The 21,788-nt window shown below is 34.3% G+C and carries 16 protein-coding genes; 7 read left to right on the top strand and 9 right to left on the bottom strand.

Annotated elements, in window-relative coordinates; translation table 11 throughout:
- Positions 1-79: 79 nt before the first annotated feature.
- Positions 80-1,975 carry a fructose-1,6-bisphosphatase gene (locus P3F81_RS00220; protein WP_147669299.1) on the top strand — a complete coding sequence of 632 codons (1,896 nt, stop codon included), beginning with the start codon at positions 80-82 and terminating at the stop codon, positions 1,973-1,975.
- 41 nt (positions 1,976-2,016) lie between these two features.
- Here the strand turns inward: P3F81_RS00220 and P3F81_RS00215 are convergent, their stop codons facing one another.
- The 4 genes from P3F81_RS00215 to P3F81_RS00200 form a co-directional block, all read right to left on the bottom strand.
- A complete protein-coding gene (locus P3F81_RS00215) occupies positions 2,017-5,244 on the bottom strand; it encodes a PAS domain-containing hybrid sensor histidine kinase/response regulator (RefSeq protein ID WP_147669301.1) in 3,228 nt (1,075 codons plus the stop codon).
- A 29-nt stretch (positions 5,245-5,273) separates the two neighbouring features.
- Positions 5,274-6,956 (bottom strand): putative bifunctional diguanylate cyclase/phosphodiesterase, encoded by a 1,683-nt coding sequence (locus P3F81_RS00210; protein WP_147669303.1) that lies wholly within the window; start codon positions 6,954-6,956, stop codon positions 5,274-5,276.
- 210 nt (positions 6,957-7,166) lie between these two features.
- The gene (locus P3F81_RS00205) at positions 7,167-7,544 is read right to left on the bottom strand and encodes a hypothetical protein (RefSeq protein ID WP_147669305.1); all 378 of its coding nucleotides are present in this window, start codon (positions 7,542-7,544) and stop codon (positions 7,167-7,169) included.
- 144 nt (positions 7,545-7,688) lie between these two features.
- Positions 7,689-8,021 carry a NirD/YgiW/YdeI family stress tolerance protein gene (locus P3F81_RS00200; protein WP_309320506.1) on the bottom strand — a complete coding sequence of 111 codons (333 nt, stop codon included), beginning with the start codon at positions 8,019-8,021 and terminating at the stop codon, positions 7,689-7,691.
- 217 nt (positions 8,022-8,238) lie between these two features.
- Here P3F81_RS00200 and P3F81_RS00195 point away from each other — a divergent pair, with 217 nt between their 5' ends.
- Positions 8,239-8,643 carry a desulfoferrodoxin family protein gene (locus P3F81_RS00195; RefSeq protein ID WP_147669309.1) on the top strand — a complete coding sequence of 135 codons (405 nt, stop codon included), beginning with the start codon at positions 8,239-8,241 and terminating at the stop codon, positions 8,641-8,643.
- Positions 8,644-8,756: 113 nt separating this feature from the next.
- Here P3F81_RS00195 and P3F81_RS00190 read toward each other — a convergent pair whose 3' ends face one another.
- Complete coding sequence (locus P3F81_RS00190) at positions 8,757-9,209, bottom strand: response regulator (RefSeq protein ID WP_309320505.1); 453 nt, start codon at positions 9,207-9,209, stop codon at positions 8,757-8,759.
- Positions 9,210-9,611: 402 nt separating this feature from the next.
- On the opposite strand from P3F81_RS00190, the gene P3F81_RS00185 reads away from it, so the two are divergent.
- The 3 genes from P3F81_RS00185 to P3F81_RS00175 are packed head-to-tail and all read left to right on the top strand — an operon-like array spanning position 9,612 to position 11,352.
- Positions 9,612-10,037, top strand: coding sequence for a thioesterase family protein (locus P3F81_RS00185; protein WP_147669313.1), 426 nt, complete (start codon positions 9,612-9,614; stop codon positions 10,035-10,037).
- A 13-nt stretch (positions 10,038-10,050) separates the two neighbouring features.
- On the top strand, positions 10,051-10,194 hold the full coding sequence (locus P3F81_RS00180; RefSeq protein WP_177504750.1) for a hypothetical protein: 144 nt from the start codon (positions 10,051-10,053) through the stop codon (positions 10,192-10,194).
- A gap of 27 nt (positions 10,195-10,221) precedes the next feature.
- The gene (locus tag P3F81_RS00175) at positions 10,222-11,352 is read left to right on the top strand and encodes a sodium ion-translocating decarboxylase subunit beta (protein ID WP_147669705.1); all 1,131 of its coding nucleotides are present in this window, start codon (positions 10,222-10,224) and stop codon (positions 11,350-11,352) included.
- 66 nt (positions 11,353-11,418) lie between these two features.
- Here P3F81_RS00175 and P3F81_RS00170 read toward each other — a convergent pair whose 3' ends face one another.
- The 4 genes from P3F81_RS00170 to gyrA form a co-directional block, all read right to left on the bottom strand.
- Entirely contained in the window at positions 11,419-11,754 is a 336-nt protein-coding gene (locus P3F81_RS00170; protein WP_147669315.1) for a NirD/YgiW/YdeI family stress tolerance protein, read from the bottom strand.
- A 240-nt stretch (positions 11,755-11,994) separates the two neighbouring features.
- A complete protein-coding gene (locus tag P3F81_RS00165) occupies positions 11,995-12,321 on the bottom strand; it encodes a hypothetical protein (protein WP_147669317.1) in 327 nt (108 codons plus the stop codon).
- Between the two features lie 230 nt (positions 12,322-12,551).
- The gene (locus P3F81_RS00160) at positions 12,552-14,603 is read right to left on the bottom strand and encodes a diguanylate cyclase (RefSeq protein ID WP_147669319.1); all 2,052 of its coding nucleotides are present in this window, start codon (positions 14,601-14,603) and stop codon (positions 12,552-12,554) included.
- A gap of 491 nt (positions 14,604-15,094) precedes the next feature.
- Positions 15,095-17,530, bottom strand: a complete 2,436-nt coding sequence (gene gyrA, locus P3F81_RS00155; protein WP_147669321.1) for a DNA gyrase subunit A — start codon at positions 17,528-17,530, stop codon at positions 15,095-15,097.
- Positions 17,531-18,929: 1,399 nt separating this feature from the next.
- On the opposite strand from gyrA, the gene P3F81_RS00150 reads away from it, so the two are divergent.
- Positions 18,930-20,396, top strand: a complete 1,467-nt coding sequence (locus tag P3F81_RS00150) for a hypothetical protein (RefSeq protein WP_147669323.1) — start codon at positions 18,930-18,932, stop codon at positions 20,394-20,396.
- A gap of 91 nt (positions 20,397-20,487) precedes the next feature.
- Positions 20,488-21,780 (top strand): hypothetical protein, encoded by a 1,293-nt coding sequence (locus tag P3F81_RS00145; RefSeq protein WP_147669325.1) that lies wholly within the window; start codon positions 20,488-20,490, stop codon positions 21,778-21,780.
- The last annotated feature ends 8 nt before the right edge of the window (positions 21,781-21,788 follow it).

Below are 21,788 nucleotides of genomic sequence, written 5' to 3'. Positions count from 1 at the left end.
TATTTATTTCTTACTGAACAGGATTTTTCTTTATGCAAAACGAAAACTTTATATACTATGCCTATGGGAGGATTTGCTTATGAATTACAGTCAGCAAAAATATAAATATCTTTACTTACTATCTGAGAAATATCCTACAATTCAAGAAGTGTATGCTGAGATCATTCATTTGCAAGCAATCTTAGACCTTCCAAAAGGAACTGAACATTTTATGAGTGATTTGCATGGTGAATATGAAGCCTTTTATCATATTTTAAATAATTGCTCTGGTGTTATTCGTGAAAAAGTTGATTTTTTGTTTGCAAGAACTTTAACCGCAGAGCAATGCGCCGAATTTTGTACACTAATTTATTATCCAAAAGAAAAATTAGAAACACTACAAGAAAAAGAATTTCTAACCGCTGAATGGTATGAAATAACAATTTATCGCCTTATCAAATTAGCCAAATTTGTAGCATCTAAATACACTCGATCTAAAGTACGCAAGGCAATGCCAAAAGTATATCGATATATTCTTGATGAATTGCTGCATGCGCAGCCAAAAGAGCACGTCAACCAACTTTCTTATCATAAAAAAATTGTTGATACTTTAATTTCGATTAAGAGTGCTAATGACTTTATCATCGCTTTTTCTAAAATGATAAAAAGATTAGCGGTGGATCACTTGCATATTGTTGGTGATATTTTCGATCGTGGAATGCGCCCAGATGCAATTATTGATATGCTCATTGAGCATCATTCCCTAGATATTGAATGGGGCAACCATGATATTCTCTGGATGGGTGCGGCAGCTGGCAGCGAAGCTTGTATTGCCACCGTAATTCGCAACAGCTTATCTTATCGCAATATGGATGTATTGGAGAAAGGCTATGCAATTAGCCTTCGCCCATTATCCTTATTCGCAGCCAAAATTTACCCTGACGAAAATTCGATAAGTGCTTCAAAAAAAGCGATTTCGATGATTTTATTTAAACTAGAAGGGCAATTAATTTATCGCAACCCCGAATTTAAGATGGAGGACCGCCTTTTACTTCACAAAATTGACCGCAACACCTCTTCTATCACAATTGACGGAAAAATTTTGCCGCTAAAAAGCGCCTACTTTCCGACACTAAGTCAGTTATCACCATACATTTTAACAGAGGAAGAAGCACAAATTATGCGGGATTTGCGCATTACTTTTCAAGAGAGTGAGAAGCTCCATAAACATATTAGATTTCTTTACAAAAAAGGTAGTATGTATCGCTGTTATAATCAAAACTTACTTTTTCATGGTTGTATTCCCCTTGACGAAAATGGTGATTTTGCCAATATTACATTTGATGGTAAAACCTATTTCGGCAAATCCTATATGGATTATGCTGATAAAAAAGCTCGCGAAGCGTATTTTGGCATAAAGCAACAAAAAAATCTAGACTTTATGTGGTATTTATGGTGCGGAAGCAAATCGCCTTTATCAGGAAGAAAAATAAAAACTTTTGAACGCGACATTGTCGATGACCCATTTTCATGGGCAGAACCAAAAAACCCTTACTATCACTACTCAAATTCAGAAAAAACCTGCGACATGATTCTAAAAGAATTTAATTTATCAACGAAGCGAGGGCATATTATCAACGGACATGTACCCGTAAAAGTTATCAATGGAGAAAATCCCGTCAGAGGAAATGGCAAAGCAATCGTAATCGATGGTGGTTTTTGCCGTGCTTATCAAAAAACAACGGGTATTGCCGGCTACACGTTAATTTACAATTCCTATGGTCTTAGACTGATGTCCCATCAACCTTTTAGCAATAGCCAAAAATCTTTAGAAAAAAATGAAGATATTGAATCAAAATCAAAAATTATTGAACAAATGCAAACGCGAATTATGGTCAATGATACAGATCTAGGCGAAGAAATCAAAATACAGCTTAGCGATTTAGAAGAGCTATTAAATGCTTATAAAACCGGCGTATTGACGCCCCAAGAATAAAATAAAAAAACTGGCTGATTTTCAGCCAGTTTTTCATTTCATCATTTAACTAAATATTTATCCAATACACTAAATAAAAAATCTTTATTTACTGGTTTTACAATATAATCATTCATTCCAATGCGCTCTGAATATCTAACATCTTCTGAAAAAGCATCTGCCGAAAGCGCTACGATTGGAATTCGGCAGGCATCCGCTCTATCCATTTTTCGAATAAATTTCGTAGCCTCACGCCCGTCCATAATTGGCATTCTGATGTCCATAAGAATTAAACTATAATAACCGATAGGGGAACCAGCAAATTTATCTACTGCTTCCTTCCCATTTACAGCGATTTCCGTATTTAAATTTACTTCTTCCAAAAAGACTTCTATAATCTCTTGATTAATGTCATTGTCCTCCACCAATAAAATTCTTTCATTATTAAAGAAATATTTCCGCTTTATTATTGGCAGCATATCATCCTCTTCTTCCAAGGACATCAAATATCTTCGTTTTGCTAATCCAAACGGAATCTTCACTGTAAAATTACTGCCTAAACCAACCTTGCTATCCACAGTGATAACGCCATCCATTAAATTAACTAGACTATGTACAATGGACAAACCTAATCCAGTTCCCATTCTTTTGGGGTCAGTACGTTCTGTATCCTGCTCAAATGGTAAGAAAATTTTCTCCATAAACTCGGGCTTTATCCCAATCCCATCATCTCTAACGGTAAATTGCAAAATGGTAGAAATCGTAGTTCTTTCTAACTGCCTAATTTCTAACTCCACTTTTCCTCCAATATTCGTATATTGAAACGCATTACTCAGCAAATTAATTAGAATTTGATTTAAATGCAGTACATCCCCTTCCAGTTTATGATTAATTTCTGGTGCTATATCAATTTTAAAATCAATATTTTTTTCAGTGGCTTTATCCTTACATAAGTTATGCAAATCATCTAAAAACTTTTTGAGTGAAAATTCCTTTTTATGAATCACCATTTTTCCACTCTCAATCTTTGCTACATCAAGTACATCATTGAGCAAAGATAACAAATATTTCGCAGATAAATCAATTTTGTTTAAACATTCTGCGACTTTTTCTGGTGAATGCAGACATTCTTTCGCTATAGTAGCCATTCCCATAATCGCATTCATCGGCGTTCGAATATCATGTGACATCCGCGATAAAAATTCACTTTTTGCCTTATTTGCACGTTCTGCACTGTCTAATGCTACATTCAGCACTTTATTATGCTCTTCTTGGCGACGTCTTTCCAAATCCACATTTTTCATGTACAGCATTGCAATTTTCTCGCCATGCTCTTCCCACTCTACTTTTCTAAGCCAATACGTATACCATAAATATTCATTGGTCTTATTATCCAATCGCTCTAGAGTATAACTAATTTCATGACAACCAGACTTAAAAATTTCTGTCAATGTTTCTTCATTTGAAATTCTGACGCATTCATCACGAGCCGCTCCCGGACGACAATGATCAAACCAAGTTTTCTTTGCTACCGCAAATGATCCATCACCAATCTGAATTTTTTTTATACTCCCACTTTCAAATGCTAGTGAATGTACAGTTTCACGTTTATAATCAATTTCGAATACAGCATCATAAGACATTCGAATTTCATTTTCATACCGCTGAATCAAATTTTTCTGCTCAAGTTCGGCCCGCTTATATTCATCAATATTATGAATATAAATAAAAGCAATACAATCACCCGTATTGGGTTCCGTAGTAAGCTTAGCACTTACTCTCACCCAAACCACATAATTTTGAGAATCTTTGCGATGATATTCTGCAAAAACTGCCTCTTTACCTTCTTTAAAGGCTCTTATTAACTCGTGATGGCTCAAAATTGCATAACATTTTTCTTGCTCCACCCGATCAGGGATTCTTCTTATTTCTGCCCCTATCAACTGTTCATAGGTATGTACAAATACAATCTCATTATTTTTCTTTATGTTTATTTTATAAGGCTTAACAGACCCCTTTGATAAATTTACCCTATAGGACACATATAAATTCGGCGTTATCACATCTCGATAAGCCAATTCACGTCGATATCTATTTTCTGACTCTTCACGAATGGATACATCTTCTGATACGCCAATTGCACGTAATGGATTTCCCTCTTCATCAAAAATAACCGTATAACTTACCTTTTCCCACCAGTATTCGCCATTAGAATCTTTTGTTCTATAGATAGCATTTACATAACTTTCCCCTTCATGAAGCCTTTTGTATAAATCTAAAAAAGCTTTAACGCTATCAGGATGCACGTGATCAATTTCAATTAAACTCTGCGGCACATTTTCAATCACTTCTGGAAGCCCATTAATCTCCATTGATCGTTTTGTTTGAATAATGCATCTTTGAATGAAATCATAATCCCAAACATAAGTATTCGTTCGATCTAAAGCAATTCTATAGCGTTCTTCACTTAACCGGATTGCAATTTCCGCCTGTTTGCGTTCAGTACAATCCATCGCAAAACCTTCCAAAAGGAAATATCCTTTTTCCTCCAGTAAGCGGCCACTGATAAAAATCCAGCAAATCTCACCTGAGCGTTTTATAATCCGCATCTCCCAAGTAAGCTCTGCTTTATTGCGTAAAATTGCTTTATCAATTTTACGCATAATAGTAGCAAAATCCTCTGAGCAAATAATTTTTTTTGCTTTATTTTCTAATTCTATATCAAATTCTTGCCTCGTATACCCGCAAATCTTATAAAATAAATCATTTGCCGATAAAATTGTAAAATCCTGATCTAGTAAAGCGCGAAAAGTTCCTCCTTTAGACCCCTCTTTATATAAAGACAATTCAACACTTTGCTCTTCATATACTTTTTTATCTTGAATCAACATACATACAAGAACGACGACAATTTGTCCGTCTTTATCAAAAAAACTTTCAATATAGCTTTTCACCCATATAATATTTCCATCTTGTTTTACTAAGCGATGCTCCAAAGAAAAGGCATCCTTTTCTTCACTATGATTTCTTAATGTCGCTTTGAATAAGCGATAGTCACTAGGCAAAAATATATCTGCTATCTGCTTTTGAGTCCGTTCTACAAACTCTTCATAACTTCTGTATCCAAGCAGCGCTAACATGTTACCGCCCAAATAGCAAAGCGGCAATCCAGGTTTTGTATAAAAAGCAACGACACCTCCATCAATAGCCTGCCGAATTTTTCCCAGCAACTTAGATTCAATCACTTGAATATCTTTCGATGTTATCGTATCTTTTCTATATAGTTCCATAGATTCACCACCTTTTAAATGCCATACAATTAAAGATGCTCCTGCTTTTTTGCCTTTCTTGATTTTATTTGACTTTCAGAAACTTTTTGTTCATATTCTTCTATTGGGACTGGTTTTGAAAAGCAATATCCTTGCGCAAACATACAGCCAGAACGCAATAAAAAATCAACATGTTCTCTAGTTTCTACCCCCTCAGCAATAACCGGTAAATCAAGGCTCTGTGCCATGCGAATTGTCGCTTGCAAAATCTTCTGCCCCCGCTCTGATTGATTTGAATTTCTTAAAAAATTCAAATCAATCTTTAACACATCAATCGCAACATCTTTTAGCATATTTAAAGATGAATACCCACTTCCAAAATCATCCATTGAAAATACAAATCCATAGGAGCGTAGATGTTCCATAACGGCATAAAGCTGTTGAGGATTTTCCGTATATGCACTTTCTGTTAATTCGAGCTCTAACAGTTTCGGCGGAATTTGATACTTCTCTGCTAAATTAATAAAAATATTGCAAAGGTTAGGGTTATAAAAATGCATACGCGAAATATTTACAGATATAGGGAGAGGGGTTTTTCCTTCATCGATCCATCTCCTAAGTGTTTTGCAAGCCAATTCCCATACATACTCATCCATCTTTAAAATAAATCCATTCCGCTCAAACAAAGGAATAAATTTATAGGGAGGAATCATCCCCTTCGTCGGATGATTCCAACGAACTAAAGCTTCTGCTCCAACAATGGAGTCTAAAAGCATATTATATTTAGGCTGCAAAAAAATTGTAAACTGATTTTCTTCTATCGCCGTATGCATATCATTTAAAATTTCTTGTTCTTCTAAAATAATATTTCGCATATTATCGTTATACACTGCATAAAGCTGAATAAATTTATTTTTAACACTCTGTAGCGCTAAATCCGCCCGATCACACATAATTTCTATCGGTAAATCTTTATCCTCAATCTTAAACACCCCGCAAGAAGGCGATATTTTTATCGCTAGCGGGTAACTATCCAGACTTTCTTTAATTAGATGTGCAACTTTATCTATTTTATTTTCTTCATCTATTAAACACATTGCAAAAACATCCGATCCTATCCGCCCGTACGTTCCACTAAAGGGCAAGTCCGATGTTTTCTTCACGATTTCCGCAAACTTATTTGCAATAAAACGCAATAATTCATCTCCCGCTTCAATTCCATATAAATCATTGATCACTTTAAAATTATTGATATTAAGTAAAATAATAAAATAATCTCCCGTTAAATTGTTAAATAAAAGTTTCCGTGTCGCTTTATAAAATGCTTCTTTATTATATATTCCCGTCAGGCGGTCATATGTATCAAAAAACTTTATCTGTCCGTTCTCAGCTCCAAATGGAGTAATTTTACTAAATATAAGCGCATAGGCGGGAGTCACGCCTCTCCACAAAATTGAAACAACTGTCATGTTTAAATCCGTATGAAGGATTTCACTATGTATCACTGAATCTATAATTGGCTCATCAGTTTCCTTTAATACCGGACAATTTTTACATATTTTTTCATAACCTGCAAATGAATAACAGGTACACCCATTTCCACGATCATAAAAAAATTGTTTTAAATTATCACTAACATATAAAATTTCATACGTGCCTTTATTAATAATATACATACTGATATTCTTCAAACTATTAATCAATGGCAGCTCCCAATCCATTGTTTTCACCATGCACCCATCCTTCTGGCTGTAAAATATTTTGCTGAAAATTAAGCACTATGAATAATTTAAAATTCAACTTTATTGGATAAAAATCCTTTGGGGAAATTACAAATTTATTACTATAAATCTTAGTTTCATCCAATTTTTTTATTTTTGTAAACAAAATACCCTAAAGAAAAGAGCCTTGTCTTTATTCCTTAGGGTATAAATAAGTGCATTTTATATAGTTTCTACTCTTTGAATTACAAACTTTTCAATATTGCCAACATTTACATATTGACCAAAGAAGCGCATAGTTTTATTTAATTCCACCTTATATAGCCGAACTTTTGCCGCATCAATTTCAGCACGTATCTGACCAGTTTCATCTTTTAACATCAAATTCGCCCGACTAATTTCATCTGCATCTTTTAATTCTACAGTCTCATTCTTCTCATTTTCGCAGGTTAATTTTCCAATAAAAATAACTTTGTCACCATCCATACTGTTCTCCATTACCGTCGCTACATCTTCTGGATAATATGTAGATGAGTAAGCAAATACCGTACTAGCACATAAACAAATCAACAGAGTAACTAACAAACTTATTTTTTTCATTCCATCACCCTCTCTAGAACTTCTCCTTTACAATAACAAAACTTTACAATAAGGTCAATAAATTTATCGTAAAAATAAGTAAAAAATGGAGTATCAAGTAATCTATTTTTAATTACTTTTATCCTCCATTTTTATTATCTTACTTTATAAAAATTCTATATCAACAACATAGATTTTAATTGTATAAAAATCGGCACAAACTTGACCATAAATTTGGACTGGGACATTCATTATATCACGACCATCGTAAGCGTCATCGCTGATCTCCACGGAAATATCCCCTGTCTTATCGCGAAAAGCCATCTTTCCATCGTCATGACACCCAATAATCTGCCCTTCTAATACAACACTCTGACCATCAATTCTCTGACTTTTAACCGCTGCAATATTGCTGGCAATATAATCCGTAGCATTTGCAAAAACAACTGCACTCGAGAAAAAAATCATTATCAATAAAATCAACCCAAACTTTTTCATACCTGCCATCTCCCTCATTGGAACTAATATTAGGCACCTATAATCAAGTTCTTTTCTTTATTTATATTATATCATATTTGCTAAAAGCATGTGAGAAAATATTTCTTTTTAAAAGAAGGATTTGGATATTTTTTGCCTAATATATACTGTTGAGTACAAACAAATTATTATTTAAAAACCATTATCAATTTTTTAAAATTTTAAGGAGGCTTTGTTTATGTCTAATGAGTTAAAAATTTACAAATGTTCTATTTGCGGTCATGTTGTTGAAGTGCTAAATAACGGAACTCGCCCTGCATCAGCAAAAACAATCTGTTGCGGTAAAGAAATGGATTTATTAGCACCAAATACAGTAGAAGCATCTACTGAAAAGCACCTGCCTGTTGCAACCTTTGTTGACGAAAACAAACTTTCCGTTAAAGTTGGCAGTGCAGAACATCCGATGATTGAAGCGCATTATATTGAATGGATTAGCGTAGTGTACGGTGATACAATCCAGCGTGTAAATTTAAAACCAGGACAAGCTCCTGAAGCAACTTTCTGCATTTGCGGAGCAACAAATATAGATGTCTATGCTTATTGCAACATTCACGGATTATGGAAATCAAATGTAGCTAAATAATACTAATAAAAACAAACATGTCAGAATGAACTGACATGTTTGTTTTTATTTTAAGTATTTATTTAATGCGTTAAATAACCCCTACTTTTCGATTGGTTTTACGCAATGTTCATTCATTCCACAATGAGCGATCTTTTCTTATCATCTTCAAAAGCGTTAGCAGACAATGCGATAATCAAAATACTTTTTGCATCTGGGCATGCTAAATTTCTAATATACATTGTCGCTGTATATCCATCCATAATAGGCATCATAATATCCATAAAAACTGCATCATAGTAATGATACAGCGACAACTCAAATAAAATACAAGCTTCTTGACCATTTACTGCATAGTCAAGCGTGGCTTTTGTCAGTCCTAAAACGCTTCCTATAATCTCCGCATTCAAATCATTATCTTCAACAATTAAAACACGTTTTCCCTTATAATCCGGAATATGTTGCACTGTATTTTCTTTGCTAACATATTCTATATTTTTATCCACAACCTTGAAGTTAACATCAACCCAAAAAGTACTGCCTTTATCTAACTCACTTATCACTTCAAGCTTACTATTCAGTAACATCCGCTTTTCCACCATTTACTGCTTGAATACATTCTAACATTGTATCATAGAGAATAATTTTTTTCTTCCATGAATGTGGAATAATTCAATAAGCCTACCCGTACCACCTTTGATTCATCTACAGCTTCACTTGCATATGAAAATGAACAGAATAAATTAAATAGCAAAATTTAAAACGAATAAACTCGTACAAAATCATAAATATTTCCTTTAAAACGCATATGTAAATTTTCCTATATCCGGATTATCATCCAACCATAACCATCATGCATGAATATTATGATTTATTGATATTTCACTTTTGAAAACTATTCGGCTACAATGAAGAAAAGAGAATATTTTCAGAATATTTTAAAAAGTCAATTATATATAGCTATATATAAAATATTGGGAGGGATGAGTATGTTAGATATAAGAAAAATTTTCTCAATCGGTCAAAACTCTATTATTCGTCACGTTGTTCAAAAATCAGATACCGCTGGTAACTATTCAAAGGAGCTAAATGAATTGTTAGCGACACCAGCCTGTATCGGTATGGTAATTAAAGCCGCCGTTGAAACCGTAGATCCGTATTTACCGGAAGGATTTATCAGTATCGGTCACTCTACTGAGTTTACCCATACTGCAGCAACAAGTCTTGGAATGACTATTACCGTAAAAACTTCTATTATTGAACTTGGTGAGCATGAAATTGTAATGAAAATTGACGCTTGGGATGAACAGGGTGAAGTTGGTTATGGAATGCATCGGCGCTCCGTTGTAGAGCAAGAAGCTCTACTAAAAAAAGCTCGGCAACGGACCCGTTTTCTAACGAATCAAAAAATTTAGAGAGGTGTTTTTTATGATTCCCGATACATTACAAGGAGCAGCTTTATTAAGTGTGATTGATTTTTTCCTCAGTTTTATATTTATTGCTTTTATCGGTGGTGTTTTATATTTATTCCCTTATTTAAATAAGTTAGGAGAAGTAGAAGAGGATAAATAAATATCATATTGATTGGGGGACTTAATGATGTATGAGCAGTTCTCAACATTAATGGCAGAATTATTAAATCAAACCGGTTTACTTGATCTATGGTGGGGTAATATCGTAATGATTATCGTGGGCGGAATTCTTCTTTATTTAGGAATCATCAAAAAATACGAGCCATTTTTATTGGTTGGCATTGGGTTAGCATGTATCGTCGCAAATGTTCCTGGTTCAGATTTAACAAAACCCGGAGGATTATTTCATTATGCATATCAAGGCGTAGAATTATTGATTATTCCGCCTCTAATTTTTCTTGGAATTGGGGCAATGACTGATTTTGGCCCGATGATAGCCAATCCTAGTTTAGTCATTCTTGGCGCAGCTGCCCATCTAGGAATCTTCGTTTCTTTAATTGGCGCTAAATTATTAGGATTTTCACTTGCCGAAGCTTCGGCAATCGGTATTATTGGCGGAGCCGATGGGCCAATGGCAATTTACGTTACGATGAAACTCGCCCCGCATTTATTGCCACAAATTTCGGTTGCAGCATATTCTTATATGGCACTTATGCCACTGATTCAGCCGCCAATTATGCGCTTGCTGACTACAAAGGAAGAACGTAACATCATTATGCAACAACCACGTTACGTTTCTCGTTTGGAAAAAATCGTTTTTCCCATCGTTATCGCCATTATCGTAAATTTATTTTTACCGCCTGTTGCACCGCTTATTACAATGCTTATGCTTGGTAATCTACTTAGAGAATGTTTATGCGTGGACCGATTAGCAGAAACAGCATCAAATACACTATTAAATATAGTAACATTAGTTTTAACAGTCGCCATCGGCTCAACAATGGATGCAAATTCCTTCTTAACCTGGGATACGCTTCTCATTATCGTCTTAGGGCTTATCGCCTTCGTCTTCGGTACAGCTTCTGGCGTTATTGGTGCCCGTATTATGAACAAAATCAGTAGAGGCAAGATTAATCCACTCATTGGTTCTGCCGGCATTGCATCGGTACCGATAGCCGCCCGGGTTTCTCACGTCGTTGGACTGCAAGAAAATAAATACAATTTTCTTATCATGCATGCAATGGGGCCAAACCTTGCTGGTGTATTTGGCACAGCAATTTCTGGCGGTATTCTTCTTGCTTTTCTTGGTGCAAAATAACGATAAAAAAGATGATGTTTTAACAAAGCGATTAAAACATCATCTTTTTATTTGCATATAAAAAATTTATAGAATTTCAACTCGATCCGCTTCTACAGATGTACCATATACCTTTACTTCAACTTCACAGTAAGAGCGAATATGTGCACCTATGATATCGTGTGGATTACGATATTCATCATTATCTATTTCCATTACAATTTCACCCGTCGCATCTTGAAAAACAAATCTTTCATCGCCAGAATAACTTACTATCGTTCCTTCTAACATTACTTTTTGATCATCTATTTGCTGTATTTTTATCGTTGCAACATCACTTGCTACATAGTTTGCCGATTTTGCAATCCCAATCGTACTCACCATACATAAAATAACCAATAAAGATAAAATTACTTTCTTCACTATTTTCACATCCCTTACTTATTTTTTTAGTATTATATCATACTTCTTTCTTTTTCCCTATTCAAAATTACTTCAAGAATATAGTCATCTTTACTTGTCTTATTTACCCTATCTCAAGTATGACTATATACAGAAAATCGCTAGATTGCAAAAAGACCACTTTAAAAGATTAAACTCGCTTTACTCTACTCTGCAAATATTAAACCAGAGCGGAGGATAAAATAAGGTAATGCATTTTTATTACATACTTTGGATCCCCGCAAGACTACGATTATCACGAGCTAGCGCAATTTTTTCCTGACACTTTTTATATTGCTGTTCTGCCTCCGCTAATTTTTTCTGCAAGCAATATAAAAGCTCATTTGCTTTTTCTATTTCAGTATAATCGCCTTGTTTTTTCTGTAACTTCTGCAAAATCGCACTAACATCAAGTGCTGTGAAAGTATCAAAGCTTTCTAGATAATCTAAAGAAGATCGTCTTTTCTGGTGTGTTGTCATTTTTTCACGGACAAGTTTTATTTGCTTCTTCCAGCGTGTGATTTCTGCACTTAAGTTCGTCTTTTCCATCTCTAATGCCGCCATTTTTCTTTGATTTGAAAAACCGAGAATATACTGCCGCCGCTGCTTTCAGTGAAAGTTAAAACTCCTCTTAAAACAGACTTGTTTATCTATTTGTCTATTCTAACATAAACATGAGCGTTTCAGAAGAAAATCTAGCGACTAGAATTGAGATAAAGTAGACAAAAAAATAAGCTCAATAAGAGTGGAAAATTAAATCCTTTTTTCTCTTATCAAGCTTACCATATAATTTCTGCTTTGCGATAAAGTACCTCTACAACTTCATCACTTTCCATTCTATGTTGTTTAATCACACGCGCTGCTACACGATCACAAACTGCATCAGAAGCGTTTGCTAGAATTACCATGAATTGATTTTCACCAAACTCTAGATCAAAATCACTTGCTCGCAACGATTTATGAATTGCAACTTTCAATGATTGCTTTGATTCTTTAATAATATTTTTTTGATCGACATAACTATCACTTGAAATCGCTAAAATAATTATATCAACACGGCAGTTTTTTTGCTTTGACAAAATTCGTTTAATGATTTGATAAGCTAACTCATACCTTTCTGGCGGAGTTAATATACTTTGATTATGTTCTTTTGCAAATACATATTTTTTAAATGATAATATATCCTGCTCAATATTTTTTAACGTAATCTTTTTGATATCCTGCAAAATCGCATGATAGTAGGCATGTCTATTCTTACCTAGTTGTTTTGCCGAATATAAAGCAATATCCGCCTGACGATACAAGTTTGCAAAGGATATTTTATTTGTACTTTTTTCTGCAACGGCAATGCCAATGGATAATGAGCATATATTCAAATAATCTACTTCTGATTTTTCTTCATTAAAATTTTTAGAAATTTCATTTACTATGGTATCAACATAATCTTCTGAAAAAGAATTATTAAGGAAGATAACGAATTCATCTCCTCCCATCCTTCCAACATAATCTTCCGCACTCAATACATTGCGAAAAACCTCTGCCAATAAAATTAAGAGTTTATCCCCCACCACATGACCATAAGTATCATTCACTTGCTTATAGTTATCAATATCAAGCATCATAAAAATACCTGTATAACCTTGACCAAGTGCATGATTTACTTCAAATTCAAAAAATCTTCGATTGTACACTTGCGTAAGTGCATCGAGCCCCAATGCTTTTCTATTTTCTTCTACCGACTTATTATACACTTGATATAATAGCGCCTGACTTTCACTTGCTAAATTTCCCGCAATAAAAACCGGATGTTCACTTGCTTTTACATCCAATCCATCTTCAATCAACATTAACATAATATCTACTAAATCAGGATCAAACTGTGTTCCACGATACTTTGTTAATTCGGAAACGATAAATTGATTTGGCAGGCTACTACGATAAGATCTTCTTGATGCCATCGCATCATAGGCATCTGCGATTCCAATAATTCGGGCCGTCAAAGGAATATTTTCTCCCGCAATCCCATCGGGATATCCATTTCCATCATACCATTCATGATGCCACTTCGCACCATCGCAAATATTTTTTATTACTGTAATATCCTTTAATATTTCACAACCGATCGCAGTATGATTTTTAACAATTTCATATTCCTCATCTGTTAATTTTGTTGGTTTATTTAAAATTAAATCACTAATGCCAATCTTTCCTATATCATGGAGTAAAGCAATATGTTTTAGTTCTATTATTTTTTCCTGCTTCCATCCTAATATCTCAGCAATTCTTACAGCAATTTTAGCTACGCGGACAGAATGGCCTCTCGTATAACGCCCTTTTGCATCTACAGTTGCAGCAACCGTAGAAATTGCTTGCAGAGAAATCTTTTCTAATTGTTCCCCTTTTACCTTTACTTGCTGTTCTAATTTTTTTTGCAGTAAATCAAGCTGTATAACGCGGTCAATACGTTTAAGCATAATTTCAGGAATAAATGGTTTTGAAATATAATCAGCGGCTCCCAATTGGAAAGCTTTTAGTTCATATTCAGGCTTTGTTTTCGATGTAATAAAAATAATTGGGATGTCCGCTGTTTCTGGACAATTTCGAATTACAGAAAACGTTTCATAGCCATCCATCTTCTTCATTTCTATATCTAGTAAAATAATCGTAGGCTTTATTGTTTTCAACAAGTTAATCGCGCCTAATCCCGATTCAATACAATATACGCGATAACCATCTGCTGTTAAAATATTTTCTGCCATAGTTCTATATAACAAAGTATCGTCAACAACCAATACTGAAAAAACAGGTTCTATCATCTTTTTCATTTCCATGACCTTGCATCAAACTCCCACATATACTTCTCCATGTTTCAATCAGCTGAAAATATCTATTCTTTAGCAATATGATATTCATTTTTATAAAAATAACACATTTTAAAATCACAATCGAAAAAGTAAAAATTTTTCTTCAGTTTTATACTCACAATATTTTTATTATACCAAACATTTCTATATTAACCTATAAAAAAACATAAATAGATGAAGAAATTTATTGGCAATAGATGCATCTATTGAAGCGGCTAGAGCAGGTGAAGTTGGTAAACTAAATAAAAAATAAGTATAAAATCCATAATCATTTGCAGTATGATTGCTTTTCTGCCATAAAATTCACTCGAAGCCAATTATTTTTATTTTCTTAAAATTTATTTTTTAAGTATATCAAATGAATATTGATTTACCCATAAAATATTCTGTATACTTCTTGGTCTGTAACAGCAAAAAAGATCACACGGATTTTCTCTCGTGTGATCTTCATTAATCAATTATTCATTTCCTGATTTTTTTTCTACTGCCGCAAGCGATGCAACTTTATCATTTTCAGCAGTTTTCATCAATGTAACCCCTTGTGTATTACGACTAATTACAGAGATATCATCCACATCCATACGGATAACAATGCCTTCTGTAGAAATTAGAATCAATTCTTGTCCTGGCTTTACAACTTTGATTCCAATAACCCGTCCAGTTTTTTCTGTAACCTTCATGTTGATAATACCTTTACCACCGCGCCCTTGTGCACGATACTCATCCGTAGATGTCCGCTTACCATAACCTTCTTCCGTTACAGTTAAGACTTCAGCATCACGCTTAATTTTATCCATGCCAACGACTTCATCGACTTTATTTAAGCGGATTCCAATCACACCACGAGCTGTCCTTCCCATAGATCTTACATCTGTTTCAGCGAATGTAATTGCCATGCCATCTCGCGTGCCGATAATTAAGTGCTGTTCGCCATTGGTGAATTTTACACCGATTAATTCATCATCTTCATCAAGTGAAATTGCGATTAATCCACCTTTACGAGCTGTATCGTATTCCATTAATTCCGTTTTCTTAACAATTCCCTTTTTCGTTGCCATAAACAAGAATTTACCAGGTGAGAATTGTCTAATTGGAATTACAGCAGTAATCTTTTCATCCGCATCTAACGGCAATAAATTAATAATTGCCGTACCCTTCGCCGTGCGTCCGGCTTCCGGAATTTCATAGCCTTTTAAGCGATATACTTTTCCGCGGGAAGTAAAGAACATAATATTATGATGCGTTGTTGTAACAAACAGATGCTCTACAAAATCTTCTTCTTTCGTTCCCATGCCGGCAACACCACGACCACCACGTTTTTGACTACGATATGTATCGACTGGTAAACGCTTAATATAATTGCCATGTGTAAGCGTAATAACGATATCTTCTTGTGCAATCAAATCTTCCATGTCAATCTTTGATGTATCAATGGTAATTGCAGTACGACGCCCATCACCAAATTTACGTTTAATTTCAGTCAGTTCTTCTTTGATAATATTCAATACTTTTTGTCCATCTGCGAGAACGGATTCTAACCAAGCAATTGTTTCAAGTAAGTTTTTATATTCTTCATCAATTTTTTCACGTTCAAGTCCAGTTAAACGTTGTAACCGTAAATCTAGAATTGCTTGTGCTTGCTTTTCCGATAAATCAAAACTTTCCATTAACGCATTACGCGCAATATCTGTCGTTTGAGATTGACGGATTGTCGCAATTACTTGATCAATATGATCGAGTGCAATGCGTAAACCTTCTAAAATATGAGCCCTTGCTTTTGCTTTTGCAAGTTCATATTGAGTTCTTCTTGTAATTACTTCTTTTTGATGCTCTAAATAATAGTAAATAACTTCACGCAAATTCAAAACACGCGGTCTGCCATCTACAAGCGCCAGCATAATAACCCCAAAGCTTTCCTGCATTTGCGTATGTTTATATAATTGATTCAAAATTACATCTGGATTAGAATCACGACGAAGTTCAATTACGATACGCATCCCTTTACGGTCACTTTCATCACGTAAATCCGTAATGCCTTCAATAGATTTATCGCGCACTAATTCTGCAATTTTTTCAACTAAACGCGCTTTATTCACCTGATATGGAATCTCTGTTACAACAATCCGCGGCTTGCCATTCGACATTATTTCAATACGTGCCTGTGCACGCATTTTCACAACACCGCGACCAGTATTATACGCAGAAAAAATTCCTTCTGTTCCTAAGATTAAGCCCCCCGTTGGAAAATCTGGGCCTTTAATCGCAGTCATTAATTCATTAATTGTTACCTCTGAATTATCAATCATCATCAATACGCCATCAATGACTTCGCCAAGGTTATGCGGAGGTATATTCGTTGCCATGCCGACAGCAATACCAGCAGAACCATTTACTAATAAATTAGGAATTTTTGATGGCAATACCGAAGGCTCTTTTAAAGATTCATCGTAGTTTGGTACAAAATCAACTGTCTCTTTTTCTAAATCAGCTAACATCAGTTCTGCAACACGAGACATACGTACTTCTGTATAACGCATTGCCGCCGCAGAGTCACCGTCAATCGAACCAAAGTTACCATGCCCATCTACAAGTAAATAACGCGTAGAAAAATCTTGTGCCATCCGTACAGTGGCTTCATAAACCGAGCTGTCACCATGCGGATGATATTTACCTAATACTTCCCCAACAATACGTGCCGATTTTTTATACGGCTTGTTTGGGGCCATTCCTGCTTCATGCATTGCATACAAAATACGACGATGAACAGGCTTTAAACCATCACGTACATCCGGTAAAGCACGCATAACAATAACGCTCATTGCATAATCAATATAAGAATTACGCATTTCGTCTTCAATACGCACTGGTAAAACTTTACCTAAACCAAAATCCACAATCTCACCTCAAAATATTCAAATTTCATTTATCCACTGGCAATAAGTCAAAACTTTTGCATTATTCAATAGAAGGAATCTCTTGCAAGCCTTTGGATTTTTTCGTCTGCTTTTCAGACACTGTTTATCTATGTAAAAAATAATTTTCTTAAAAGTAAATACTAACATCATATTATATCATTTTATTCTTTCCAATTCAATGAATTCTATACGATACTAGATTTTTCGAGAGTTTTGCAATTTTTTTTTATTTTTTTCTTAAAATAGACAATTTATTTATTTTTAAATTACGACTAAATTAAAATTAGCACGTAATAAAATTCTTACAAACACTTCTTTTTGTATTACTTTTTATTCCAGTGGTTAAAATATTTGACTAAAAAGTCAATAGAATCAACATTATACTTAACTTCATTGATTTCTATGTATTTATCGATATTTTGTCATAACATTAATAATACATTACTTTAACTATTTTTTTAGTAGGTTATCCGTATTGCCAAGGCTTTTTTTAGTATTTATTTACTATAATTTCAAATTTAAAGCTATTAAATATTAAAAAATGATTAAATATCCTACTGTAAATTCGGAATTTATCTGATATTCGTAAACAGATAAATTTCCCTATAATATTCTTGTAGAACAATGTAACATTTTGTCGAAATTTAAATAGCAAAGTTTATGACACGAGAATAGACATGTCGTAGAAATAATATTCTCTTATTAAAAGAGAATCTAAAAGGAGCTGTATTTATTAGGCATTTCCTCTAAAAAAAAATTGCAAAATTCCTCGGATATATGTATTTATCCGGGGAATTTTGCAATTTTATATCATGCGTTATAACGAAATTCAACTTTAAAATTTATATTTAATTTAATAATGAATAACAAATCAAAATGACATGCCAATAAATAATTTAAAATATTACTCATTATAAAAAGAAAAAGAAAAGAAGTGATAAAAAAATTTTATACATATATGCCTCTATGCCTCTGAAATTAAATTGAGAATTGCTTATTAAAATAAAATGCATCAGAAATAATTCTTCTAATGCATGTTTTCGCTCTTAAAAGATTCTTATTAGTTTTCTTCAGTTAATATTTTACTTCTAAAACTAAATAATTTTTCTGTTTTACTCTTATTTATTTTTAAAAGCTTCTTTTTGATGAAAGATAGTCCTGCTATAAAATATAGATATTATTCGCTTTTTAATTCTTATCTTTTTATTGATCGTCTATATCTAACACCCAAATCACAAAAACAAAATGATTATATTTCAGATAGCTTTTATGAATAAAAATTTTCTAAGATAAGCTCTATAAATAACATTTGAAGCAAAAGCGCATTCTCAATATGATATAAATTTTACAACGGATAAAGAAGGGCTGGTAAATTAAGATGAAAAAAAATAGAAAGTTAAAAAAGTGTTGCAGCTTAGCATTAGCTGGACTTATTGCACTTGAATTATCTGGAACAGCTTTGGCGGCCGAAAGTATAACAACAGTACCAACATTAGAAGAAGAACTAGCAACCTTAGAACGTCAACTGGCTGAACTAGAAAACTCTTTACAAATGGAACAGGATAAAACGGTTGAGCAAAAAAAAGAGGCTGATAACAAGTTAGACAAATGGAATATCTCTGGAGATATTCGTGTAAAATGGGAAAACAGTGAAGCTGGCGGTAAATGGAAAGAACGTGCCCGCTTATCAGTCAATAATGATATCAATGAAAAAATGAGTTTTTATACGCGATGGTCGATGATGGAAGACAATGAATTTGGCTTATCCGACCATTTTGCTCATAAAATCAATACAAACAATACAAACCACTCTGTCGCAAAAACGGTTTATCCAGATTTAGGTGCAACGGATAGCGGCTGGGTATCTGATGCGTATTTAAAAGTAAAAGATAGTTTTGGCGCTAATGAAATTGTTGTGGGTCGCTTCGGACAAACCTTTGGAGCAACTGGTTTTTGGGCCGACGAAGATGCGTATGGTGGTATTGATGGAATAAAAATGACTTTTGGTAATAAAGCAAAAGTTACAATTGGTTATGCCAATTTTGGTGCTAATCTTGATTACCCTGATTTTACAAGTAAAAATGTACAAACCAACGACTACCTTGGCGATGCTTATCTAGTCAAGCCACTTGAAGAAGCTTATTTTCTAAACGCAACAATTCCAATAGGTAATGCTGTAACGTTACATGGGATGATGCTAAAAGAAAAAGAGGGAGATTCTACACGCCATACCACTGGTGATGCTTATATCCCTTATTACGATGAAATGCCTAGCGATTACGATCTAAGAGGCGTCGGAGTTACAGCTAAACTAGACAAAAACTTCACTTTTGTTGGGGATTATATGGTGAATGCTGCAAACCACAGCATCTATATGGCAAACGGTACTTGGGGAGGAAATAAAGTAGGAAGTGCTGAGGAAGGCCGATATGTACGCCAAGAGTATGATGACCAAAAAGCATTATATCTCAGTCTACGCTACAAAGGCGCAAAATGGGGTGACCAAGGTTCTTTTGGTATGAATCTTGACTATCGTGATATCGATGCTGCAACCCGTTCTAATATGACCGCTGGAGCGTACTATTCTTTAAATTCAATGCTATACAACCCTTATTCATCTAGCGATAATACTTTAGTTAGCGATGGTATTAAAGGACCTGTCATCGGATTCCAATATATGATAACCAAAGATATTATGCTACAAGGTATGCATGCATTTAACAATAAACAAAGCTTCTATGACTACGATTATGGAAAAGTTGGTGGGAACTACACCGCACATTCGGATTTAAAAACAGAAGATGCCTCTAATTATACATTTGTCTCATTATCTGCGCGTTTCTAAAATACAGCGTTGAGAATAAAGAGACTTTATTTAAAAACGATTCTTTTAATTATGTAGTATATACGCGTTAGATTATGGGAGGAAATATAAAATGAAAAAAAGCAATAAATGCTTCATTATGGCTCTAACTGCGGCTATTTCTTTGAATTTTGCAAATTCAGCTTTTGCTGCACCGACACAAGAAGAAATTAACGCATTAAAAACAGAAATTGCCGAATTAAGTAAATTACTTAAAGTAGAGCAAAATAAGGATAAATTCCAAGAGAAAAAAGAAAAAAGAGACAAACTTTGGGAGTTTAAAGGCGATGCGAGATTTAAATACTCCAATTTAGGTTCCAGTTCTAAAACAACGGAACGATTCAGAATCACGATGGATCATCCTGTTGGTGATGATATGAATTTTCATATGCGTTGGAACGTGATGGACGACAATGAATTTGGTTTAACTTCAAATCGTGCAGACAATTTATACAGCGCTAATGGATCTTATCGCTATGCAGATTTCTCCGGCTCAGACAATAACTGGATTTCAGATGCTTACATAGAAATGTATGATGCCTTAGGAGCAAAAGCTATTACTGCTGGTCGTTTTGGACAAACCTTTGGAGCAACTGGGTTCTGGTCAGATGCTGAGGCATCTGGCGGAATTGATGGGATAAAATTTGATTTTACCGATGATAAACGGATCACTGTTGGTTTTGCTAATTTTGGTGCAGCAATGGAATATCCAGAGTATGTTACGGGTGGGACATCCGCGACTTATCCTAATGGAGACTCTGCAACACCATATTATTTCACTAAAGGAATTGAAGATGCTTTCTTCTTAAATGCCAAATTTCCAATCAGTGATAAAACCGACTTCTACACAATGTATTTAAAAGAAGTCGGCAGTGCGAGAGCCAATGCATTGATGACATCAAATTCAACTAAACCGACAGAAGCAGAGTGGAGTGGTGGTCATGAACTCTGGGGACTTGGTGTTAAAACGGAGATTACTGATAATGTAAACTTACTCGGAGACTTTATGCAAAACCGAGCTTTTGATGATCATCAAAATGCTTACTATTTAAGTTTACGCTATAAAGGTGCTGACATCGAAAAACCTGGCTCCTTTGGAGTAAACTTAGACTATAGACACATTGATGCAGCTTACACAAGAGAAAATAATAAAGGAACAGAGTACTACTCTATCCTTGCAGGAAACAAACTTTCCAGTGATATGACATTAGCCGAAGACGGCATTAAAGGTCCGGTTATTGGATTCCAATGGGCACCTGGATATGATTTATTGGTAGAAGCGAAGAGATCATTTGCAACAAAATATACAGAAACTGGTGAAAAAGCTGATGATTATACTTCAATCTCCCTTTCAACGAAATTTTAATTAAGATA

It is taken from the genome of Selenobaculum gibii (assembly GCF_030273445.1).
Classification (GTDB): domain Bacteria; phylum Bacillota; class Negativicutes; order ICN-92133; family ICN-92133; genus Selenobaculum; species Selenobaculum gibii.
Note: the sequence above shows the minus strand (reverse complement) of the source record. Positions and strands in the feature narration are given on the sequence as shown.